The 22,659-nt window shown below is 56.7% G+C and carries 15 protein-coding genes and 2 pseudogenes; 5 read left to right on the forward strand and 12 right to left on the reverse strand.

The window, feature by feature from the left end:
* Positions 1–302 (forward strand): transposase (locus Q362_RS0116005; RefSeq protein ID WP_028319483.1); only part of this gene is annotated, 302 nt, incomplete at its 5' end.
* Between the two features lie 172 nt (positions 303–474).
* On the opposite strand, the gene Q362_RS0116010 is transcribed toward Q362_RS0116005, so the two are convergent.
* The 9 genes and pseudogenes from Q362_RS0116010 to Q362_RS21245 form a co-directional block, all read right to left on the reverse strand.
* Entirely contained in the window at positions 475–3,813 is a 3,339-nt protein-coding gene (locus Q362_RS0116010) for a Swt1 family HEPN domain-containing protein (RefSeq protein ID WP_028319484.1), read from the reverse strand.
* 30 nt (positions 3,814–3,843) lie between these two features.
* The gene (locus Q362_RS0116015; protein ID WP_028319485.1) at positions 3,844–6,666 is read right to left on the reverse strand and encodes a DUF1156 domain-containing protein; all 2,823 of its coding nucleotides are present in this window, start codon (positions 6,664–6,666) and stop codon (positions 3,844–3,846) included.
* A 17-nt stretch (positions 6,667–6,683) separates the two neighbouring features.
* A complete protein-coding gene (locus Q362_RS21225) occupies positions 6,684–7,319 on the reverse strand; it encodes a DUF3226 domain-containing protein (RefSeq protein ID WP_051554418.1) in 636 nt (211 codons plus the stop codon).
* A complete protein-coding gene (locus Q362_RS0116025) occupies positions 7,316–8,470 on the reverse strand; it encodes an AAA family ATPase (protein WP_028319486.1) in 1,155 nt (384 codons plus the stop codon). The genes Q362_RS21225 and Q362_RS0116025 overlap by 4 nt, the downstream gene beginning before the upstream one ends.
* Before the next feature lies 1 nt (position 8,471).
* Entirely contained in the window at positions 8,472–12,770 is a 4,299-nt protein-coding gene (locus Q362_RS21230) for a sacsin N-terminal ATP-binding-like domain-containing protein (RefSeq protein ID WP_051554419.1), read from the reverse strand.
* Positions 12,767–16,276, reverse strand: coding sequence for a helicase-related protein (locus Q362_RS0116035; RefSeq protein WP_028319487.1), 3,510 nt, complete (start codon positions 16,274–16,276; stop codon positions 12,767–12,769). The genes Q362_RS21230 and Q362_RS0116035 overlap by 4 nt, the downstream gene beginning before the upstream one ends.
* Positions 16,276–16,506: a helix-turn-helix domain-containing protein gene (locus Q362_RS0116040; protein ID WP_028319488.1), complete on the reverse strand. Its 231-nt coding sequence runs from the start codon at positions 16,504–16,506 to the stop codon at positions 16,276–16,278. Before Q362_RS0116040 ends, Q362_RS0116035 begins: the two co-directional genes overlap by 1 nt.
* A gap of 257 nt (positions 16,507–16,763) precedes the next feature.
* Positions 16,764–17,174: pseudogene (locus tag Q362_RS24905) on the reverse strand (gamma-glutamylcyclotransferase family protein); the annotation flags it as partial.
* Positions 17,175–17,737: 563 nt separating this feature from the next.
* Positions 17,738–17,944, reverse strand: coding sequence for a DUF5049 domain-containing protein (locus Q362_RS21245; protein WP_084312884.1), 207 nt, complete (start codon positions 17,942–17,944; stop codon positions 17,738–17,740).
* A gap of 200 nt (positions 17,945–18,144) precedes the next feature.
* Here Q362_RS21245 and Q362_RS0116060 point away from each other — a divergent pair, with 200 nt between their 5' ends.
* From Q362_RS0116060 to Q362_RS24775, 3 genes are read left to right on the forward strand one after another with little or no spacing between them, the layout of a single operon-like run.
* Positions 18,145–18,747, forward strand: coding sequence for a type IV toxin-antitoxin system AbiEi family antitoxin domain-containing protein (locus Q362_RS0116060; RefSeq protein ID WP_028319489.1), 603 nt, complete (start codon positions 18,145–18,147; stop codon positions 18,745–18,747).
* A complete protein-coding gene (locus Q362_RS24770; RefSeq protein WP_157470221.1) occupies positions 18,747–19,271 on the forward strand; it encodes a nucleotidyl transferase AbiEii/AbiGii toxin family protein in 525 nt (174 codons plus the stop codon). The genes Q362_RS0116060 and Q362_RS24770 overlap by 1 nt, the downstream gene beginning before the upstream one ends.
* Positions 19,192–19,659 (forward strand): nucleotidyl transferase AbiEii/AbiGii toxin family protein, encoded by a 468-nt coding sequence (locus tag Q362_RS24775; RefSeq protein WP_281172905.1) that lies wholly within the window; start codon positions 19,192–19,194, stop codon positions 19,657–19,659. Before Q362_RS24770 ends, Q362_RS24775 begins: the two co-directional genes overlap by 80 nt.
* A 534-nt stretch (positions 19,660–20,193) precedes the next feature.
* On the opposite strand, the gene Q362_RS0116070 is transcribed toward Q362_RS24775, so the two are convergent.
* Positions 20,194–21,675 carry an ATP-binding protein gene (locus tag Q362_RS0116070; protein WP_028319490.1) on the reverse strand — a complete coding sequence of 494 codons (1,482 nt, stop codon included), beginning with the start codon at positions 21,673–21,675 and terminating at the stop codon, positions 20,194–20,196.
* Positions 21,672–21,905 carry a hypothetical protein gene (locus tag Q362_RS24120; RefSeq protein WP_169737447.1) on the reverse strand — a complete coding sequence of 78 codons (234 nt, stop codon included), beginning with the start codon at positions 21,903–21,905 and terminating at the stop codon, positions 21,672–21,674. The genes Q362_RS0116070 and Q362_RS24120 overlap by 4 nt, the downstream gene beginning before the upstream one ends.
* Before the next feature lie 240 nt (positions 21,906–22,145).
* On the opposite strand from Q362_RS24120, the gene Q362_RS24125 reads away from it, so the two are divergent.
* On the forward strand, positions 22,146–22,367 hold the full coding sequence (locus tag Q362_RS24125) for a hypothetical protein (protein WP_028319491.1): 222 nt from the start codon (positions 22,146–22,148) through the stop codon (positions 22,365–22,367).
* 49 nt (positions 22,368–22,416) lie between these two features.
* Here Q362_RS24125 and Q362_RS23820 read toward each other — a convergent pair.
* A pseudogene (locus Q362_RS23820) lies at positions 22,417–22,659 on the reverse strand (hypothetical protein); the annotation flags it as partial.

The following is a 22,659-nucleotide window of genomic DNA, read 5'->3' on the forward strand; positions in this document are numbered from 1 at the left end:
CAAAAGAAAAGGATACTCCGCAAAATCTCTGCCTTGATGCAGCATATGTGGGCAAGGAGGATACTGTACTCTCCAATGGCTTCATCCCCCACATCCGCCCACGAGGCGAAGAGAAAAAATTGATCGAAAAGGATCCTTCGTTCAAGGCACGGCGCTGGGTTGTTGAGTTAGCACATTCATGGTTCAACCGGTTTCGCAAATTGATACCACGATACGAGAAGACAGATCTCTCGTACATTGCACTCAACACATTGGCAGCCGCCATGATTGTCCTGAACAAGGTCATGATTATTTATAGATAATCACTAAGAAAGGTCCGATCACAGAATTCTGCGAGCATCTTTTCTGTTTCTGTCACGCCAGATGACTTGTTTATCATGGTGGCTGACACTTTAATTGTTGTGCCGTTCGTATGCATTAATCCCGCGATATCGTTTTCCTAATCAATCAGGTTTAAAGCCTTCCAGCCAGCTGTCACTCCTCTTCAAAACCAAACGTGTCAAATCTCAGGGTGCGGCAGTTTTCGGTGACATCTCGAATGGTTTTTTCGGATGCGCCATCCTGTAACCGGGCTTGAATTTCAAGCGTCACCTGGACATCAGAGCCAATGAGCTTGGTGAGATGTTGAATGACCTCGTCAGCTATGCGCACGGCGTCCCGACCGACGCGGAGTGAGTCGAGTTGCACCGAACCGTGGAAACGCCGATAGACGGGGGTCGCAGGTGCAGTTTGCGCCCCTGTATCTTGCACCGAGGACGTACCCGGTACAGTTGTATCGGTGGGTTGATCACGAACCTCTGCCTGCCCTGATTCGGCGACCGTCGTCGTTCCGTTCCCAGCTTTCGCCTGGGCGGCCTCCAAGTCTTTGCGTTGCTGCTCGGCGGCAACACCCGGCTTTACGACCAACGCGCCACCCTCCTGTTGGACCGTCACCGCTCCGCCGCCAGTTAATCCCAGGTAGCGTCCATCCGCATCCTTGGACTGGGCGTAAGCAAAGGTTTCCGATTGCCACGTCGGCAGCATGATTCCTTCCCGGATCGCCGCAATCAGCACGTCCGAATCGCGCAGACGCGGAAGATACAGATAGGTCGCAAAATCCTCGACAAGCTGTTTTACCGGCACATCGTTGCCACGCCAGAGTGGCACCCGGTCGAGTTCCAGACGAAGGCGTACTCCGCCCATCTGGACGAGCAACATCTCCTCGCTCTTAAGTTTTTTGGAAGCGCGCAATGCCAGTGAATCCGATCCCTGCAGACGAATCTCCGTCCACTCGAGCGCCCCCTTGGGGTCAGGCTGATTCGGGATGAGCAGCCACTGGTAGGTTTCAGGAATGCGGACGTTTACCGTGTCGTCCGCGTTTTTGCGCTTCGTATCGGCCTGTTTGGACTGAAATGGGTCAAGGTTGAGCTGTTCCCGCTCCTCCCAGATGGACTTCCACGACAGGAATTGGCGGATGGCCGTTTGCAAATCTTTCAGCCGTCCCGCATCACCTGCCAGGAACACCAGGCTGTTCTTGTACGACCGTGGGCTGCCACCACGATTGTCCAGGATCGTCTGAGCCTCTTTTCGGGCAAGGCTGTCCACCTGTCCCTTGCCGTGCGGATGCTCCGGACCGAGGACGACGAGCCGCGCCTCATGCTCGTCGGGGATGTCGCTCCCGCTCACACAGGCATGCACCCGGTGAAAATCGCCACGGCTGCGAGCTTCGTCGCGGAGGCGGCGGACGATCTCATCCATGACATCGTGTTCATGAAGCTGGTTTGCCCGGTCCTCAGCAAGGCGCGTGACCGTGGGCTGTGTCGAATACCAGTAGCGGCTTCCGTCCACATACAGATAGGTCGCCCGATCCGTAAGCCGCCGGATGGCATCGCCAAAAGTGGCCACGGTTTCGCCTGGTTGCACGCACCCCAGCTTTACCTGGCGGTCGTCAATGCCCCGATTGGCGGCCCGCTGGGTCGGAGCAGACCCAACATAAATCGTGCGTGCCACCCTTCGGCAGGCAGAATACCGGCCAAGGTTTGGCGCGTCCCGGTCGAGTCTCAGCGGCAGGGAATGCTCCCCGTCCACGTCCTTGGCAATGACCGGCGTCCATTGGTCATCGAGATAGCGGGTCAGCTCGAACTGCACCGCCGGGTCGTCGATGGGAATGGTGGCAGGCATGATCAGCAGGTTGCCGTCATTACGCTCCCACAGGGAGTGGATCACCGCCGCCATCAACCGGAGCACGCCGCGCGTTCTCTGGAACTTGTCAAGGGTGGACCAGTCGTTGTAGAGCCGGTCGAAGAGTTCCGGATGAATAGGGTAAGCCAGCTTGATGCGCCGTTCGTACTCGGCTTCACGGCACTCGGAAGGGAACTCGCTGTGCTGGGTTCCATACATCTCCACAAAGGCACGGGCCACGGCGTCTCGCGCAACAAAGGCCTGTTTCTCGTGCAGTGGCTCGAAGAGCCGACGACGGACTATCTCAAAGCCTTCGTCCGGACTGGCCGGTCGCCAGCTCGACTCCACGCGGCCAATGGCATTCTTGAGCCTTGAGAGGGCACGCTGGCCCCACTCGCCGCCGATCTCATTGTCCGAGGCGGGAATACTGACCACCAGCAAGGTGTTCTTGGCTGCCTTGGCCGATTCGCTCAGTGCCTGGGCGAAGGTGAACTGGGTGTCAAAGGTCCCGGCCGGGAGCACGCTGCCTTCGTGCAACTGCCGGGCGTAGGCAACCCATTCGTCGATCAGGATGAGACAAGGCGAGAACTTGTTGAACACCTCCTTCATCTTGTCGCCGGGATTGGTGGCGTTCTCGTCGTCGGCGCGGATCATCTCGTAACCGGCTCTGCCGCCGAGTTGCCAGGCGATCTCGCCCCAGATCGTACGGATGACTGTTCCATCATCCTTCTGGCTCGGGTTGCCGGGCGATACCTTCGTGCCAACCACGATGGCGCGATTAACCTTCGGGGCCACGTCGCATCCGGCGTCCTTTAATATCTGCTCGGTGCCGGGCAATTCCGAGGTGGGCGTGCCGGAGAACAGGTGATAGAGCGCCAGCATGCTGTGGGTCTTGCCACCACCAAAGTTGGTCTGCAGCTCGACCACCGGGTCGCCGCCCTGGCCGCCGATCCGGCGCACGCCATTACTGAGCAGTTTCTGCAACCCTTCGGTGATGAAAGTCCGGCGGAAAAATTCGGTGGGATGCTGATACTCGGACGCCGCCTCGCTCAGGTAGACCTGCCACAAGTCGGCTGCGAATTCCGCCTGTTGATATTTGCCGCTGGCCACGTCCCGGTGCGGGGTGGCCATCTCCCGCCATGGCTTGAGGCCACTTTGCGGATTGCCTTCCGTCGGGGCCACGGAGTGCCTGCGCATCTCGCCACGGCGCTGCTCTTCGAAGCGCACGCGCAAGAGCGCCATTTTCTGCTCTTCCAGTTCCTTGGCCTCGGGAGCGGAGATGGCAGTGAGCAAACGGCCGATGCTGTCCAGCGCCCGGTAGGCGTCATCGCTGCTGAAGGGCGTTTGGTGCGCCCAGCGGTTGCGTATCTCCCGAAGCTCGCTCACCAAGGCTCGTTCGGTATGGCCGAGAATCTTACGAAAGACGGAATTCCACTGGTCCCACATGACCGTAAGCAGGTTATGGGTGTCCCAGTTAAGCTCGCCCGTCCTGGCGGATTTCACCCCGCCGCGATCCTCGCGTAGCGATTGCGCGGCCGTCTCCTGCCACTGATCACCGTGAACAGCCTGAAGTTCACGCTCCACAAAGGGGCGCAGCCCTTTATTAAGAAGTTCCAGCGCCTCTCCGACTCTGCCGTGATTACTTTTTGCCATGTCTCATCCCTATGTTGGAATCATCGCGTATCAAAAGAGCTCTTGCGGCTTCATTGCGGGCGTAGCCTGAGCCAGGCGCGTCAGTTCCGGCCAGGCCAGAACCAAGCTGTTGTAGGCCTGGGCCTCGCCGGACCAGCCTTTGCCTTCACACATCTTATGAAGCCGATATGAAAGCTCGCGGGCCGTCTCACCGACCGCGCCACCCATTTTCCGGAGTAGATCCGCCGCGCCGCTTTCACCGCGTTGATCCAGCGCCCGGATCAGGTGCTGCGTCGCCTCCCACACCGTCAGCCGGTTGTCCGAGGCCGGGTCCCAGTCCTCGGGCAGTTCATTCCGCTTCACCAGCCGGACCTTGCCGCCACGCGCCGCGACGATACCCGCCTGGACAAGGCCGTTGACGGCCGTATTTTTGGCGCGGGAAAGCGTCTCGGCCACGCCGAATTCTCCCTCTTCCGTTCCGTGTTGATCGAACCAGGCCAACGCCCAACGGGTGTCGGCGTCAAACTCCGCTTCCTGCTCGGCCAGCACCTCGTCGAGCATCTGGTTGATCAGGGCCAGGGCCGTGCGCACGGTCATGGGGTTGCCGCTCGACTCCACGACCTTGGCATAACGGGAGAAAACAGCCATGCCCGGGCCGATGGCGGCCTGTGCCAGGTCCACCGGCGCGATGTTCCCCTGCTGTAGGTGCTTGAGCGCGGCCGGAAGTTCCCTCTTGAGCTGGTTCAGGAATTCGCGGCGGCTACATTGCGGTGCGCTCTCGGAACGGGCGCGGCACGCGAGGACGATGTAGGAAGCCAGGGCATTGGTGCCCATGGCCACCATGCGCCACTTCTGTGAAGCGCGCACCGGCCAGGTCGCAGTGATCTGGAAACCGCTGCCAAGCAGGGCATCGAGCAAGGTCTCCCAGCCCGTGGTCAGATCGACGCCGTTGCTCAAACCTTCGCCATCACCGTTCTCATCCTCGTCACTACCCGCCTTCTCGTCCTCCTGCTTGAAGGCGTAGTAGACGGTGAGTGGAAAGCGCGGGTCCATCTTCTCGCGCAGGGTGGTGAACGCCTTGCGGAAGCCGGACTCGAAGTGTTCCTTGGCCCTCTCCTTGTTCCCGCCGAAGCGTTCGGCTGCGGCGGTGAGTTCCGGGGCCTTCGGCACGAGGATGGTCTTGAAGAGGTCCGGGTACAGCTCGCCGATAGTGCGCCTGAGCCACACATAGAAGAAGTCGGAGAGCGCCGCGTAGCCAATGTTGTCGTAGTAGGGAGGATCAGTGCTGACCAAAAGACCTCGGGTGTCATTCCATGCGCCTGCGGCATCGACTTGGCGTCCACTCCCTTTGGTGCGAGCTGAGCGCCCTAGAACTTCGATACAGTCTGCAACGTAGCTACTACATGTGGTCCACGCTCCAACCGATTCGCCAAGAATATTAGCCTCGGCGAAATCCCACACCATGGGAATGGCCTGTTTCCCAAACAAGTTCATAACTTTCTGGTTACCAGAGGACCATCGGCACAATGAGTTGTTGAAATCCGAGCACCTGTCGATGGCAAGTGCCAAGAATGTTCTTACGGAATTTGCGTAGGCTTCAGCTTCGGTGCTCGAAAGACCTGCTGCCATGGTGTCATTCAGCACGTCTTGATTCACCTCCCTCACAAGGCCACTCAGAGTCGCCATTGCCGTGAGCTGGCGAGGTGAAAATGCGTCCGCCCATGTCGGCATTCCATACATAGGAAGGCGATCTACGTCGTGGCATGGCGCTGTGACAGCTTCGTCAGGCCTCCATTCTGCTGAGTCTGTATTACCCAAGTCTCCGTGTTCGGGCACTGCCTCAACGTATACTCGACCCCTCCCGATATCGGCTACTATACAGAGCAAAGTCCTGCCGAGTCTTTTTTCTGCTGCCTGCTTACGAAGATACGAGTATTCAATAGGTTGGTCAGTCAAGAGGCAACGGAATGCTCCACGTCCAAGTTTTGCACCGTTCTTCACCGCCAAACTGTCCGAAGGATCACCGGCGTGAACCTCAAAACGCCAGGTGTTCTTCTTCTTGTCGACAACAGGCTTCAGCCAGGCGAGCTTGCCCTTCTTCGAGGAAAGCCAGTAGGTGCTAATCAACGGCACATGCGCCCCCTGTGCCGCCGGATTCGGGCTGGCCACCGTTCGCGCCCAAATCCACGCGATTACGTTTGCCTCGCGCCCGCCGTATTCCTTGGGCAGCTTGACCTTGGGATAGAGGTGGCCGATCTTTTCAATGGCGCGCTCGCGGATCACATTCCCGTAGTAGCGGACATCCTCGGCAAGTCCACCTGCACCTGTCCAGCCGCTCCTGCGCAGGACATTCCCGCGCACCTCGGGGTTGACCGGCGGGCGGTCGAGCCAGCGCGGCACCAGCTCCAGATTGCATTTGTTGAGTAGCACCGCTACCGGGTTAAGGTCCGCCGCGTGGGCTTCGAAGCCCAGCCGGGCCGCCTCCAGCGGGATGGAACCGCCGCCGGAAAATGGGTCGAGCACCGGAGGCAACGTACCGTCGACGTGCTTCAGCATCTCCTCGCGAGCCTTGGCATAAACCTCGGGCCGTTCGTGCAGTTTTTTCTGCATCAGCTCGCGCACGATGGCGAACAGGCGCTCGCGCTCGACGTTTTGTGCCTCTTCGGTTGGGAATTTCTCGGGGTGCGACGACGGATCGTCCACTACGGAAGCAAACAGCACCGCCCGCGCCGTCGGCAGCGGCAACCGCGCCCACCAGTGGTGGATGCCCTTGGGATGCGGCCCGATGCCGGGCATCTTGTCATAGGCCGACGCGTCGTTGATCTCGGGCAACGGCAGCGCAACCTCTATCAGTTTCTTGGGTTGGGTAGTCACTCTACTCTTGTCTCCATTCATGCCAGCAGTCTCTTGACCCAGTCCACAAAGGCGGTCGCCTGCGGATGATTCGGATCAAGGTACTTCTTCTTAAAGGTTTCACCCATCCGGGTTCCTGGCTGTTCCTGCCACGCCAGCCAAGTATGGACGTGGGCCTTGGACAAATACGTTTCTTTGAATCGCCTGTCTTCTACGGGGATGCCATTCACGTCGGCCTGGGCCTTGGGCCACAGGGTGTCATCCTCGGCGATGAGCTTGCCGACAAAATCTTCCAATGCTCCGACGCTTCTGTTATCTGGCATCACCCAGATACCAATCTTCTTCCCCTCGTTCGTCTCGACAATCGTACCCCCCGCGCTCGGTGCTGCCGGAACTGAACGGCATCCATGCTCGTCCAGCACTCTCGTCACGCGCGCCCATTGTCTGGCAACGTCCGTGTCGGCATCGAGGATAATACCGAGGCGGCCGAGATCGGTCGCTTTCAATTCCTCGCTTAATGTATCGATCAGGTTTTCAATGCCTTCCTTGACCTTGCAATCATTTTTCCCGAACTGATCGCATAAAGGTTCACCTTCATACTCGTGATTGAACAAGAGATTCATTACGACATGTTTATCGTCCGGGCCTTCGAATAGGAGTCGATTGACTATCATCGGATTTCAATCGCCTCCTTGACGATAACTGCCAATCGCTTCTCATCGAAGATCTCGGCGCTGAACTCGCCATTCTTTCTCTCGATCCGCACCGCGACGCCGTCCATGTCCGGATCGCTCTTCGTGCCCATCTGGAAAGCCTTCAGACAATCGTTACTGTGCGTCGTGGCGAAAACCTGAACATTCAATCGTTTGGCAACCTTGACGATGAACTTCCACACCTCAGGAAGCACGGACCAATGGATGCCGTTTTCGATCTCATCGACAAGCAAGATGCCGTTCTTGGCGCAGGCCAGGGCCATGCCGAGGCCAAAGAGACGGTTCATGCCATCGCCCATGGTTTTGATGGGGACCGATCCTTCCCGCTCTTTCATACGAAGACGGATCGTCGACACCCTGTCTTGCGAATGAAGAAGAGCGAAATCCTCCGTCTCGGGGGCGATGATACGCATCGCCTCAATAACATCGTCCTTGGAATCGGTCAGCACGACCTTCTCCCACAGTCCACGCAGTCCCGCATCATCGAGGCCGCCTGGGCCAACAAGAACACAGGGCGTAGCAAGGTCGCGGTTGGAGCGCGTCTGAAGATTCCATCGGCGGCACAAATCGTCGTAGGCCTCATCAAGGCGCAACATCCGCCGCATCGGGCCATACTTCACGACGAGGGCGGGAATCGGGCCTTCCCCATCCGATACGTCGGGCGGTCCGACTTCCACATACTCCTGCCCAGGCTGAACGCCCCCGCCATGGCCGCTACCGTCCCCGAAGCCGCCGGAGGCGTCCATTTCACTGGTCTTGCGAAGCCAGGCGATAGAGAGAGTCAACGCGCTGTCCGGCGCACCGACCCTTCCAATCTGGATGGAGGTGGCGATCCGTTCCAGAGGCGGATGATCATGGAACAGACTCCAGACCGTGGGCTCGGCGGTGTTTCCGTGCCGCACCTCACCCGGTTCGTCACGGCCATCCAGGATAGCCTGCATGACCTGGGGCGAGCCAAGGTTGGCATGTAGGAAGAGTGCTTCGAGCAACGTGGATTTGCCGACGTTGTTCTTCCCGAGGAAGAGGTTGATGTGTCCGAGTTGCTCGATCTTGATGAAGTCGAACGCCCTGAATTGCCTGATTTCGAGACTATCGAAAAGCGGTGTCTCCATGTTATTTCCCACCTCCATTGGCGGCTTCGCGATGCTCTTCTGATATTACGTTGTGTTCATACACCAGCCGGTAACTCGCCGGGAAAAGGGTCAGCTGGCCTCTGTCACGGAGACTACAAATTCGTTCACCGGAATACTCGACCGGGGTTCCGTCGGGAGCGGCCAGGAGGAGCGAATACTTCTCCGGATGTTTGGCGCACAACTCCCATACATCGGCCTCGACCTGAAGCGGTTCCCGTTCTATACAGGCGTCCTTGACCCAATAGCACTGTAACAACTTGCCGGAAGGCGAATACCGCTCCCACGGGAAGCTGGTCCTGGAGACGCGCTCCAGCCATCCCCCATCCTTGTGATAAAATCGCCCCTCGGAATTGTCCCTGGCATAACCATTCGCCGCCGCAAACCGTTCGATCAACCTGGGCTTCGCCGGTCCTGGATGAGGCCTGGGCGGGGCCGGGGCCGAGTCACCTTCATCGTCATTCTCGCCAAGTTCGTCGGAATCCGGGTTTGCATTGAAGTCCGCATCCTCGGATTGTTCATTTTCGACCACGGTATTGCCTTCATCGTCGTTGGCAATGTTGTCGTCTTCCCCGGGTCGCTGCGGATCGTCCTGGGCCGTGTTCGGGTCGGGCGGCCGGTTCTCTTCTTGAGTTGTGACTTCGTCCTGGTCGTCGTTACTCTTCGGTTTGCATATCTCACTGATGGGATCGATTTGCTCTTCCGGCATGAGCTTGAAATTTTCTTCCAGGTACTCCAGCACGAATTCAGGCGAGTGGTCATAGCAAAGTTTGATTGCATCGGCGACTTCCTGCTTGTTGAACACGCGGCCCAGTTCCTGGGCGACCGCCTTGGCCATCTTTGCAGTGGAACGATCCTCTACGTAGAGCAGGGAATCCTTCCAGAGCACATCGATGCGACGGGGAGTTCCTGCCGGTGTACCATCTATATACGGGACAGTCTGAAGTCCCGAGGCGGGCTGCCAGTGCGTAACTGCAAGACGATTAGCCAGCTCACGGACGCGCTGGGTATCATGCTGATCGTCGGGAACGAGACGGCGCAACCCCGAACCGAGGGCGTTCAGCCAAGGGCTCTTCTGCGGATCGGGCAAGCCGAAGAGATGGTCCTCGAATCGATCATCGATGCTTTGGGCCAGACTGCGAAGTGTGGCGAATGGATGCTGATCGCACACATCGGCCGACAACTTCTGCAGGTCGGCTGTCTTCTGCTTGATCGGCTTGAACAGGTGTTTCCAGGCCACCAGCGTCTGCATGGTCAGGGAATAGACAAGCTCTTCGGTAGGCGTCCACTCTCCTTCGAGGTTGAGCCAATGGCCGCATTCGCGCCAGATGCGGTCGGGATAACGCGGCATAAGAGAGCGCACCCGGCGCAGTTCCTCTGCGGCAAGGCTTTGGCCGGGCTTAAGACTGGCCAGCCAATTGATTGCCAGATCAACCGTCGGTCGGTTGGCCACGCCAACCTTCAGCCAGATCGCGAGGTGTCGGACAGAGGGATGAACAAGGGCTGCTCCAGGGACGTCTTCCTCATCAGCAGCCAGAAACACCTCGGCCACACTGGCCCAGCCGTTGCCCTCGGTGAGGATGATTTTTTCGTTGGTAAAGGCGTCCTTGATGGTCTGGAATTCCTGGGTCGAGCACCTGTCAACCAACTGATCAAGCCGGTGATACCACTTCTCGACCTCATAAACAGGAGGGTTATCCACGGTGGCGAGCGCACGGAGGCGATCAAGAAGGCGATCAGGACCTGTCGGGGTGTCGCGCACACCGAGCAGGCACAGCAATGGACGGGTGGCTTCCGTGTCGAATTCCGCCCGGACAAATGGCTCAACATCCAGCAGGGATTCTGTGTCCGGTGTCCGCCTCAGCAGTTCAGCCGGTTGACGGTAATTGCCGCGCGTGTCCTGAAGGCAGGGCAAGTCTCGAAACTTGACGATCCAAGACGGCAGCAAGGATTCTGATGTGACTGCACGGGTGTTGCCTGTGGTGGCAACCTGAACAATTTTCGCGGTAGTAGCTTTCGACCAGAACGATGCCGGTTGTTCAAGAACTCGCGTGAGCACATGCCCCCAAAAGGTCGTATCGTCCTCCGCCAGGTCACGCCACTGCCGCCAGTGTTCATCATCGAAATCCCAGTCTTCGATAATGAACTCGTTCGTAACATAGGGGTAGTACGGGTCCCGCTCAAAGCCACGCGCATTAAGCGCCTTGCGGAGCTCTTGGCGGCCCCATATGCGGTTACGAACCTGGGTCAATGGCACAAACGTGACCAGATTGCTGCGCCCCGAAGTCGCCCACTGCTGCCACTCGACCTCGGTACATGAGAGCATCACACCGTAGTCTTCGTGGAGCACATGACCTTCGTACCAGTCTTTATTGACAAAGGCATCCAGGTCATTTTGCACGTCGGTGACGATGCAGTCTTTGACGGGTGTTCGGTAACCGTCACGAGTGACGAACTGAAAAGTTTGTGAAACTGCCGCACCTAAAGATGCTGCCAACTGAGCCAAACGGATGCAATCTTCGATGTCACAGTTCTCTTGAGCAAAGAACTCGTTGGCGACCTGCTGAATGACCTCACTAACGTCGCTAGCCTGAGTGAGTCCGAGCTTCTCAAGGAGGCCATAGGCATCCTCGACCTCTTGACCGAACACTTCATCACCGCGATCCTCAGCCTTGCGCCTCTGGTCGGCAAGAAATCGCGGCCAGTTCTGGTTAAGCACCAGAAGCCGTTCGGCCAGGAAATTCCAGTCTTCATCGGAATGAAGGAGCTTCTTTTCTCCCAATCGCACGACTTCATCGGCAGCGTAAAGAACGTCTCGTCCTTGAACAGGCACAATCTTCACGCCCGTATGACTGCGATAGTACCGGTGGACGCTCACTTCGCTGGACAGATATGTCCACAACATCATCAGTTGCCGCCAGCTATTTGGACGCGGCAAATGCTTGGATTCCAGGACATCGATCACATCTGACTTTTCGACGGACTCGACTGCCCCCCAATGAATCAATTTCTGGCGATCTGCTTTGGACACATGCCGAGAGAGAATCGAACGCTTTTGGTCAGTGAAAAATGACGCCACCTGATCGTTCGACCAGACGTTCAGGAGCAGATCGGGAACAGCCCGGCACTCTCCCCAGGAGACCAGGTCACCGGTCTCAGCAATAAGGAACTTCGACTCCCGAATGGTGTCATCGATGGACTGCTCAACGATAGCCGCACATGAGCCTTCCAGCGAACTGTCCTCTCTGTCCACATCGGATAGGAGGCGGTACGCTTGGGTCCGGCCCTCGACATCGAGCTCGTCGTTACTCACCCAAGCCATTATTGCATGGGCCGCAAGTTCACCAGCCCGCGCGAGCAGCCAGCGGTTAGTGGGCGAGATGTCCGGGTCCTTGATCTTAAGGCGAGCCGGGTCCTGAACAAATGGGGCATTGCAGGCAAACGGCAAATCTGCAGTGACACCCGTTGGCAAGATGACGAAAAGTCGGCCTTCCATACCAAGGACAATCTCGACCCGGCACGGCGGGAAAGATGACTCCTCACTGACCGACACCATGCGCTCCTGCTTGATCTCTTCAAGTGCCTCGGCGGGAAACTCCTCCTTTTGTGAGCGAATGAGCAGGAATTTTTTGTCGGGGCTTGATGACAGCGACATCCACTCGGAATCGGCAATGGGACCAGCACCCAGAGACACCCATTGCACCTCTGCGTCGCCGATACGCAACGTACGAATGTGGCGAAAAAAGAGAAGGGACGCCGGGCTGCGCATCCATTCAGAAAGATTCTTCTCAAGTTCGCCCTGACGGTGTTTGTCCTTGATAATCACCCGTACCGATGTGAGCGATGATTGCCCGGTCTCACCGACCCAAACCGGTTCGGTGAATCGCTCGCGATTGAAAGCGACGGAAAGCGTCGGCGTCATAAGGCGCACTTGATCGCCGAGACTGAAGGTGCTCTTGAAACCGATACCACGAAAGCCAATAGTGTGAAGGGAACGCTTATTGGAGTACCCGAATCGACAGAGCGACGTAAAATGCTCCTCGGTAAAATCTTCGCCGTTATGCGTGAATATGAACTCACCGTCCTTGATGTTCGCCGATGCCATGGTTGCACCCGCGTCGTCAGCGTTTTGCAGGAGTTCCGAGACAACATGCCGGGGGCTTTGCACCTGCTTGAACAGCTGGTGCCATGGCCCGGCCAGAACGGGGTTCTGTTCAAGCTGGTCCCAGTCCTTGGTAGCGTTGTCACGAACCACTTCGAAATAGGCGGGAGCCTCGGTCATCGTGGTGATTCCCCCCTCACCAATAGCTCCGAAAGCCGATAATTCACACTGGTCACACCGAAGTCGGGTTCACGACTGAAGGGCTCCCGGACATAGGTGATGTTCACCGCCTGTACGTCGTCGATCTGTACAACAGCAAGAATGAACTGTTCCGGCTTGTTCAGGGCGGTCAGAATCTCGTTCTTGGTGACGGTGACCGTATCCGCCCCCTGCACACGACCCTTGACCTCGATAAACCGGAGCCGAGAAGTGCCCGTCGGGTCACGCGACTCGATGTCGTAACCGCACTTGGCGGCCGCCACGTCGCGTGGTGTGAATCCCAGTTCCTTTTCGACCGCCATCACCGCCTCCATAGCGATCATCTCGACCTGCTTGGTCTCCTTGGTTTGCAGCGGTGTGGTTGAGCCGCCACCGAGTTTACTCAGCAGCCCGGCCGAAACAATCAGGGCTCCGCCAATGACATTCGGGGGGAGCGGAGAGATACGGCGCTCCTGCTGGAGGTCCTCCATACGTTTCTGCAATCGAGTCGTCAGTTCATCGGCCCGTTGCCGCGCCCTGTCGGAGTTGATCTTCGCATTGACCTTCCCCGCAAACTCCTGCTGCTTAAGTTGCTCGGCCCGGTGGTCCCAGTGATTGATCTCGGCCGTCAGGCGCTCTTTGACGGCGGCCATCGTCTTGTCGACCAGTTCTTCTTTGCGCGTCTTTACTTCCTGCAAATGGGAAGGGACCAGATTTCGGACCGCATAATCCAGTGCGCGGGATTCGATTTCGTCACGCAACCAGCCAGGTTCTTCCATCTGCCGGATCAGCTTTATCTCCGATTCCGTGGGTGGACGGTAGTCGAGATATGGGGCGTACCCAGCGCCCCGCACTTCGCCAGTTGTCGTCACTTCTGCGAACTGTACCTGCCGCGACACCACACGACGGTTCCCGCTTCGGTCCGTACGCGCGTCCTGAATCGAATGCTCCAGATAGACGAGCGCACGAACCTCCTCGTCCGGGTCGCTGTCGTCGACAAGAATCGACCCTTGCTTCAGAAGGTCCCGGTGGCGTTCAAGAATCAAGTCTATTGTCGCGTCGAGAAGAGGATGGCCGGGACAGACGAACTCGGCCAGCGGCTTGCCCGGTAGGCTGATTAAATCTTTTTCGAATGTCAGACGTTCATATCGGGTGAGCACGGGATCACGCATTCCGATGATCCTATCCCGATTACGGATGACGGCCGGGACATGAGTCGCCTCGTAACGTTTTGCCTCCCTCTCGCGCACGGTGCCACCCAGGCGCTTGAATGCCTCGTTGAAGAAGGCTGCAACGAAGTGGGGTTGAAGCCGTCGAGCCTCGACCCGTTCCATGTCTTCTCGGATTTCCTGAACGCGTGAGGCATCCATCGAGTCGTTTGCCAGTGCGTGCTCTTCAATCAGATCACGGAGCTTGTTGCGATCCATTGCGTTGTCAACGACTTCATTCAGTCGTGCGCGGACTTCAGGGCGGTCCCCGTATCGAATGGCCTCCATCAGAAGGCTTCGTAGCGGTTTGTCCCCGAAGAGCAGCTTCCCGAGGATGTCGAACACCTTGCCGCCAAGTGCGTTGCGCTCCTCCTCTAGTTTTTCCAGCAGACGGCGGTAAACGTCGCCTTCTCGCGTTTTGGATGCGACGAGGTTCCAACAGTGACACACCTCTGTCTGCCCTATGCGGTGGATACGTCCGAATCGCTGTTCAAGACGGTTCGGGTTCCAGGGCAGGTCGTAATTGACCATCAGGTGAGCACGCTGGAGGTTGATACCTTCCCCGGCGGCATCAGTGGCTAGCAGGACCTCCGTGTCCCTGTCCTGCGTGAAAAGCGTTTCGGCCTTCTTACGTTCTTCGCGGCCCATGCCGCCATGAATGACCACGACGGATTCTGGTTTGCCTATCAACGAGCCGATTCGATCCTGAAGGTAGTTCAGCGTATCGCGGTGTTCGGTAAAAACGATGAGCTTCCGGCGATGTCCGTGTGCATCGAACATCTCGGTCTGATTCTGAAGAAGGTGCGAAAGTTCGTCCCATTTACGATCTGAACGGGACTGCCGAACCCGAAGAGCGGCCTCTTCCAAGTCCTTGAGGATCGCGATTTCAGCCTTCAGTTCAGCGATGGTCTGCGCCGCCGAGGCCAGGTCGACGACACGATCTTCTGTATCCTCAACCTCCTCGTCCGGGGCGTCATCGAGGTCTTCGATGTCATCATCCGAGAGCGTCGGGACATCCTTCCGCCAATCGATGCGGACTTCGACACCGCGTTTGAGTAATTCCTCCTCTCGGCATCTTTTCTCCAATCGTTCTCTGCGCCTGCGGAGCGATTGATATATGGCTTCCGGTGAAGATGCCAGCCGCCGTTGTAGGACGGTTAGCGCGAAGCCGACCGTGCCCTTCCGGCCGTCGTTGGCAAGCTGCTCGGCGCGGTTGAACTCCTCGCGCACGTACTCCGTCACGCGGTGATAGAGGTCAGCTTCGCCATCGGAGAGTTCATATTCGACGGTGTAGGCCCTGCGCTCCGGGAACAACGGGCGGCCATCGAACTTGAGCAGGTCCTCCTTGATCATACGGCGCATCAGGTCGCTTGCATCAATAGAGTGAACCCCATCACGGAATTTGCCCTCAAACCGGTCGCCGTCCAGCAAGGACATGAATAACTGGAAATCCTCTTCTTTCCCGTTGTGAGGTGTGGCGGTCAGGAGAAGAAAATGCCGGGTGATCGTAGAAAGCAGTTGCCCCAGTTGATGTCGTTTGGTTCTGCGGATTTCGCCACCCCAGAAGGAGGCGCTCATCTTGTGCGCTTCATCGCAGACAATGACATCCCAGTCCGTGGTCTTCAGTTTTTCCTGTACTTCTTCGTTACGACTTAGCTTGTCGAGACGGCAAATAGAAAGTGGATTCTCCGCGAACCAGTTTCCGGTGCGTGCTGCCTCATATTTGTCGTTCGTCATGATCTCGAAAGGCAGATGGAAACGCCGATACAGTTCGTCCTGCCATTGCTCAACAAGATTGCCTGGGCATACGATCAGACATCGTTGAAGATCGCCGCGTGCTATCAGTTCCTTGATCAGCAGCCCGGTCATGATGGTTTTTCCGGCACCGGGATCATCGGCAAGCAGGAATCGAAGCGGCTGCCGGGGAAGCATCGACTCGTAAACGGCGGTAATCTGATGCGGAAGTGGATCGACAAGCGACGTGTGGACCGCCAGTAACGGATCGAATAAATAGGCGAGCCGGATACGATGTGCCTCCGAGACCAGCCGAAAGACATCGGGATCACCGTCGAAACTCCACGGCTTGCCAGATTCGAGTATCTCGAGATCATTTTCACGATCACGATAAATAAGCTCGTTCGCCAGCTTTCCCTTGCTGTCCTTGTAGGTAAGCTCAATCGCTACGGAGCCAATCCACGAAACATCGACGACGGTAACGAAGCCATCGGGCAAGATGCCCCTGACAGTTGTTCCCCGTTTGAGTTCTTCGAGTCGGGCCATTACGATTCTCTTTTTCTAGATTCAGAAATTTTTTTATCAGACGGGGAAGTGTTTGCTCCACCGCTTCTTACCCACTCGTCGATTTCGTCCTTTTTGAACTTCCAGAGACGACCGATCTTATGGGCAGGCATATCGTGCTTATCAATCCAGCGGTAAACGGTGTCACTGCTGACGCCGAGGTACTTGCCTATTTCTTCAACCGATAACCAGCGGTCTTCCATCTCTGCCATTTCTCTCGTCCTCATGGAGGATTGGATATTGTGTAACTGTCATACACGGGAATTCGGGCAAAATTCCCCAACTTAAAACAGGCTTTAATATATTTGGGCAGAGGTAGATTGTCAAACGTTTTAGCCTGCATAAGTCCGCAAAAGCCTGCATTCCTCTCGTAACCACTGGCCACTCTCTCCGCGTAAGGCGGGCATGACATCTGGCAGGCCCAGGCTGGAACCGAAGTGCGCCCGCACAGCACCGCCACCATCACTCACTGGTACATGCTGTGCCCGCCGGGCCGAAATCCTTCCAGCCGGTCGATGGGCGGGAGGTCGCGTTGCGGGTCGGTGAAGGTCACCAGCTCTCCATGGATCAGATCCCAGTCACCGGTCGGGCAGCCGAAGCGCGGCGTTCCGATTTCCTGTTGCCTGCGGGCGTCGGCCAGTGGATCGGCGGTGCCCCGGGCCAGGATCAGACCTTCCGGCACATCCAGGGCCGGGAACCCGGCGTGGAGATGGTAGAGCCTGCCCCAGACCACGGCCGGTTCGATGCTGCGGGTCTGGGCGCAGAAACGTTGATGATTCCAGTAGCCCCGTTTCAGGGTGCCGTAGACGAAGAGCCGGAGGATGGTCTCGGGAATGTCTTCCGGGTTTGTGTTCAGCTTCGAGGGTTCTCCAATGTTCATGCATTTACTCCTTCGGGCAGTGTCCCTTTGCCCTCCTGGGGTATGAAGCGGAATTCGCTGTTTTCGATGGCCCGCACATCCTCGTGGCGGATGGTGAGCATGGTCATGGGCGGCACCTCCAGCTCGCGCCAGCCCTTCTCGTTGTCCACGACAAAGTCGATGAAGGCGGGCTCCGAGGCGTAGAGCGATGCGCAGGCAGAGCGGCTTGTTGCCCTTGAGCACGGTGATGGTGCCGTTGTGGGTGCCGATGTCGATCCCGGCCCGGATGGGATGGTTGTTGCGGTTGTTGAACTCGTTGCCTCGGGTGCGCCAGCGGGTGTGGCCCATGAGGATGGTGGTCTCGTTGTCGACCTGCCCGAGCAGCTCCTGGAACGGCTTCTCGTAGACCAACTCGTGCGCCCGCATCGGCCGCTTGAAGATGCGATGGCTGCCGTCGGTCTTGAGCCAGGCCAGACCGGAGGCGTGCGGGCCGCGTTCCTCGCTGTGCAGCAGCATGCGGATGAAGACCTCGCGCAGGTAATCCCGCTCTTCGGGCCGTCTGCGCTTGCGGCCGAAGACGATGCCTACTTGTCCGCACATGGAGCCGGGTCCTCCTTGCCACCGAAGTTCTTGCCGAGCGGTTTCGTCCCTTCGAGGACGAAGGCCGCGTATTCGCGCCTGTGGTCCGCCAGCCACCCGGCCACCTCCGGGTAGCCCATCTTGGCGGTCAGGCGGGTCACCTCCGGGTGGTCGAGCATGTTGGTGCGCCCGGAGAGCCGTACCGTCTCCAGGGCTTCGAGGAAGCCGCCGTCCGCTACTTTTTCATAAAAAAGGACATGTGGTCAGAACGCTTAACTTGGATTCCACAGAGGATTACGCCTTGCTCGTTTTTTACTGTTGGCATATATTTGCAAGTGTCGACAATTTATAACAAATTGAAAGGTACAAGCTCCACAGGTATGCTGGTCACATCCAACGAAAAAGGAACGGTATGCAAGGAAGTTCAAAAAAAATTCTAAGTCTCCTCAAAACGAGAACGGTTTTGCGGCCTGTCGATCTTGACGAACTAGGCATTCCACGCATCACCTTGCAACGGCTACACCAGCGGGGTTTGGTGGAAAAGGTGGCCCGTGGGCTGTATAGGCTGCCTGACACCCAGATTTCTGAGCATCATTCACTGGCAGAAGCCGCGAAGATGGTGCCAAAAGGGGTTGTCTGCCTGCCTTCCGCTCTGCGGTTCCATGATCTCACTACCCAGGCTCCCTATGAGATTTGGATGGCGATTGACCGCAAAACACGTTTGCCGGTGAACAAGACTTTGCCGATCCGCTTCGTTCGTTTTTCCGGCCCGGCACTGATTGAAGGAATCGAGAACCATATCATCGACGGAATCCCGGTGGCCATATACCAACCTGCGAAAACTGTGGCTGATTGCTTCAAATATCGCAATAAAATTGGCCTGGACGTGGCACTGGAAGCCTTGAAAGATTGCTTGAGAAATCATCGTTGCGAGGCAGATACTCTTTGGAGATTTGCTAAAATCTGCCGGGTGAGCAATGTGATGCGCCCTTATTTGGAGGCAATGAACGCCTGATGGCTCGACAGAAAAACAAAGCGGCTTCGGTGCGGCAGTTACTGCTGGATAGGTCGCTAAAAAACAGCGAAAGTTTTCAATTTCTGCTGACCCGGTACGGGCTTGAACGTTTACTGTATCGCTTGAGTCTTTCGGAGTATGAGCCGTATTTCGTCCTCAAGGGCGCGATGCTCTTTCCCATATGGGGGATCAATGGCCATCGACCAACCATGGATGCGGACCTGCTCGGTTTTGGCGAGAACACCGAAGTGCACGTTCGAGAAGTTTTTCAAGAACTCTGCCACCTCGATGTCGAAGACGATGGCTTGCTGTTTGCTCCGGAGAACATTCGGGTCGACGTGATTCGTGAAGAGATGGAATATGGTGGGGTGCGGGTTAAACTGATTGCCGAGTTGGATAAAGCACGCATCCCCCCTGCAGATCGACATCGGTTATGGCGACGCGGTGACGCCTCCCGCCCAGGAGACAGAATATCCCACCCTTTTGGATATGCCGGCGCCACATCTTCGTGTTTATCCTCGTGAAACGGTTATTGCCGAGAAGTTTCACGCCATGGTGTTGCTTGGCATAGGCAACAACCGGATAAAGGATCTGTATGATATCTGGGTGCTGGCCCGCTTGTTTGAATATAGCGGATCTGTTCTGGCCCAGGCCCTTGTCCGTACTTTCGAACGTCGACAGACAGCTATACCCCAACAAACCCCTCTGGCATTGACCGAAGAGTTCTATGCTGATGCTGCCAAACAGGCTCTTTGGCGAGGTTTTATCAAGCGGAACAACTTGATAGAGCAGGATGTGGGGTTGGAGGAGGCCGTCCAGACGATAGGGCATCTGCTTCTACCGGTATGTGAAGCATTGAACAAGGGAGTAGACTGCCCACTGTTCTGGCCGATGGGAGGACCTTGGAGATAAATAGGCATTTTCTTCAGCGGCAAAAGGCTATGGACGATGCCAAACGAGGCCTGCACGTGAATTTCTCCAACTGCAGCCCGTTCAACGGTCCAGTGCTGAGGTGATCCAAATTCCCCCATAGCCTTGCGCCGGCATTGGCCTGCCGCGCCACGATCATTTGCCCGATATCCCCGTCCGACCAGTTCCCTGTTGACCACCTTGAGTGCCTCGTATCGGGCGGAGCGGATACGCTCCTTGATCTCGGAGAGCAGGCCCAAAAATCACCCGATTCAGCATGGCAGTCTGCTTCATTGTCCCCTCTCTCATTTACCAATGAAATCAGGCCCATTTTCGGTATCGGTTGTTTGTGGCATCTTTCAGCCTCCAGGTAAGACGAAAATGAACGATAAAAGCCGCCAGTGACAAGTATCACTATATCTGGCTGTTTTTAAATCGTTTGCCACAACAGAGAGTGCGCCATCGTTTCGCACCGTCGTTTGGAAGCCGCCCAGCGAAAATGGACGAAAACACGCTCCGAAAGAATCTATCTTTACCCTACAATTCCCGTCCCTGGCTCCAAAACGGCACGTAAGCTGAGTCTCGACGCGATTCTGAGAGAGTGATCTTGCGGACCAGGCCAGCCTCTATGGTGGCATTGATAATGCGGCTAACCAGGGCGCTACGTGAATCGTCGATTCCAAAACGTTCACGCAGAGACTTATTGGTCATAACCTTTCTCTGCACATATTGGAGGCAGGCGTGCAGGTAGCAGGCGCGTACCCGGTCCGGCTTGGTCATGGCGTCCAGTTCTTGATAGGCAAAAAGGATTGTCCGGGTAAATCCGGTCGGAACTTCAAACAGGGGCGCGGGCAACTGATACAGTTCGGTTTGAATGACCACCTTATCGATGCCGCTGCCCCGCTCCTCACAGATCCGGAAACGCCGCATCAAGGAGGCCAGCGCCTCATTGCGCGATTTGGGCGGGGTGTCCACGAATCTTGCAGTATCGACCAACGGTTCGCCAGGATTGGTAATCTCGATGCGATCCGCGAAAATTTCCACCATGGGGCCTGCCCCAGTGACAAAAAAATCCTGGTGGATGAGTGCATTGGCGACCAGTTCCCGAACGGCGAGTTCCGGAAACATCGGCACGGTTTTACGTAGGGCCTGGCCTATCACCTCATTGGAAGGAACAAGCGTCATGATAACGCCGATGAGTCCTTCAAAACCGCAAGCGTAGCCCTTGATGCCGACCTGTTCACGCAGGGTCTCCGCACGGCTCATGCCCTTGTAATGAATCACCCGCATGGCCTTACGTTTCAACCCGGCAAAGGCATCCAACTTTTTGGCAAAGAGGATCATCCCAAGATTGTTGATATTCCAGCCGCCGGCGTTGCAGGGCGCAATTAGCCCATCTTCCTTAAGTGCGTCAAGAATGGCGGCGCGTCCATCGGGCAGGGGCAATTCCAGCAGATCAAAAAAGGCCGGACAGTCAAGCAGTCGAAAAATGTCTTCACTGTTGACATGCTCAACCGCAATGCCACGTTCAAAGGGTGTCTGGTCGAACACCCGCCACAGATCGCGTTCTTTCTCCGGGTGTTCTTTAAGACTTTTTTTGTAGGAGCCAACCCGGATGAATTCCTGATTGCGGAATCGCACCGGATGGCGGAAGGCAGCGCCGATCTCCAGCAACACCACCGATTGCTCATCGACCACAATCTCATGGAAGCGAAAGTTGATCTTGGGGGCCAGTAAACGCAACAGCCAGTTTTCCAATTCTTCGTTGCCGATCTTGGTTGCGGCCGGTCTGAAGGTAGTGCCGACAATGTCGTGGCTCTGGTCGTCCACGCCCCAGACCATATAGCCGTTGACTTTGCCCAGAAGCGCCGCCGAATTGGCCAAGGCAGAGAGGTATTCCCCAATCTCTTCGGGATTGTCGTTATTGCGCTTGAACTCAACCCATTCGGTTTCGACCGGCAGTTTAAGTAGTTCGTGCACAAGCCCGGCCAGGTATGCCGTTGTCCGCTCGCCGCTCATGCCTCGGTCTCCTCCATTACATCGACCAAATCATCCAATATATCGAGTTTATCTGCGATCTCTGGGAGTTTTTCTACGACTGTTTTCGGTGCCTCGATACCGTGTATATCCACCTGGCCGTTGGTCACATTACCAATCAGCCGGGACGGCAAGGTATCCAGGCTACGGATAACCGTCATCGGCAGGATGACGTCCCGATACTTGCCACGGACATAGACATCGCAAATCACGTCGTCGTCGATCCCCTAATTGAAATTAGCGATGGTAGTATGGGTGACGAGATTCATTCTCCGGTATCCCTGCCCTGGTGCGTTTGCAGTATTTGCCTGGCCGGGGCAGTGACTTCCTGTTATACAGGCTTTTCTTATTCGTCCTGAGCCGTTCAAGCTGATTGTGGCAGTGCGTATGTCCAATACCTCAATGGATCCCGCCCCCTCGGTTGTGTCTAATTGTACCCGGCTACCAACGCAATGAAAAAAAAGAACATTTTGAAGTTTCCCACACAAAATGACAGTTTTCCCTTTTTCAAGGAGATCCTGGAAAACGGCTATCACGTTTTCAGTATGAAAAACGCCAAGGTACCGGATTATTACCCCAACAAATTCCCTGACTATCCAGGAGTTGATCTGCAGCACCTTCATATTGGCGATGTCATCACCATCCGGGTCTTTTTTCGTATAGCAGCCCGTTGAAAAAGCCATGTTTCCGGGAGCATGCACTCGGTACGGCACGCCAAGCCGATCAAGACAAACCGGCACCGGTCAAAACATGCCCTGGAGGAATTTTATCCGTAGCGCGAAATCCGGTTACGAGGAGCAATACAAGGCTCCCTACAGGCCAAAACAGACGAACAACCAGGCCGGCCATCTCTCTGGGAGTGCCGTGCCGGTACAGATGACGCATCACCAGACCAAGATTGTAGCCAGCGGCATGCATCAGGTAGCGTTTGGCAACATTGTCCATACCGCGAAGTGTCATGCGGCC

Source organism: Desulfobulbus elongatus DSM 2908 (assembly GCF_000621145.1).
Classification (GTDB): domain Bacteria; phylum Desulfobacterota; class Desulfobulbia; order Desulfobulbales; family Desulfobulbaceae; genus Desulfobulbus; species Desulfobulbus elongatus.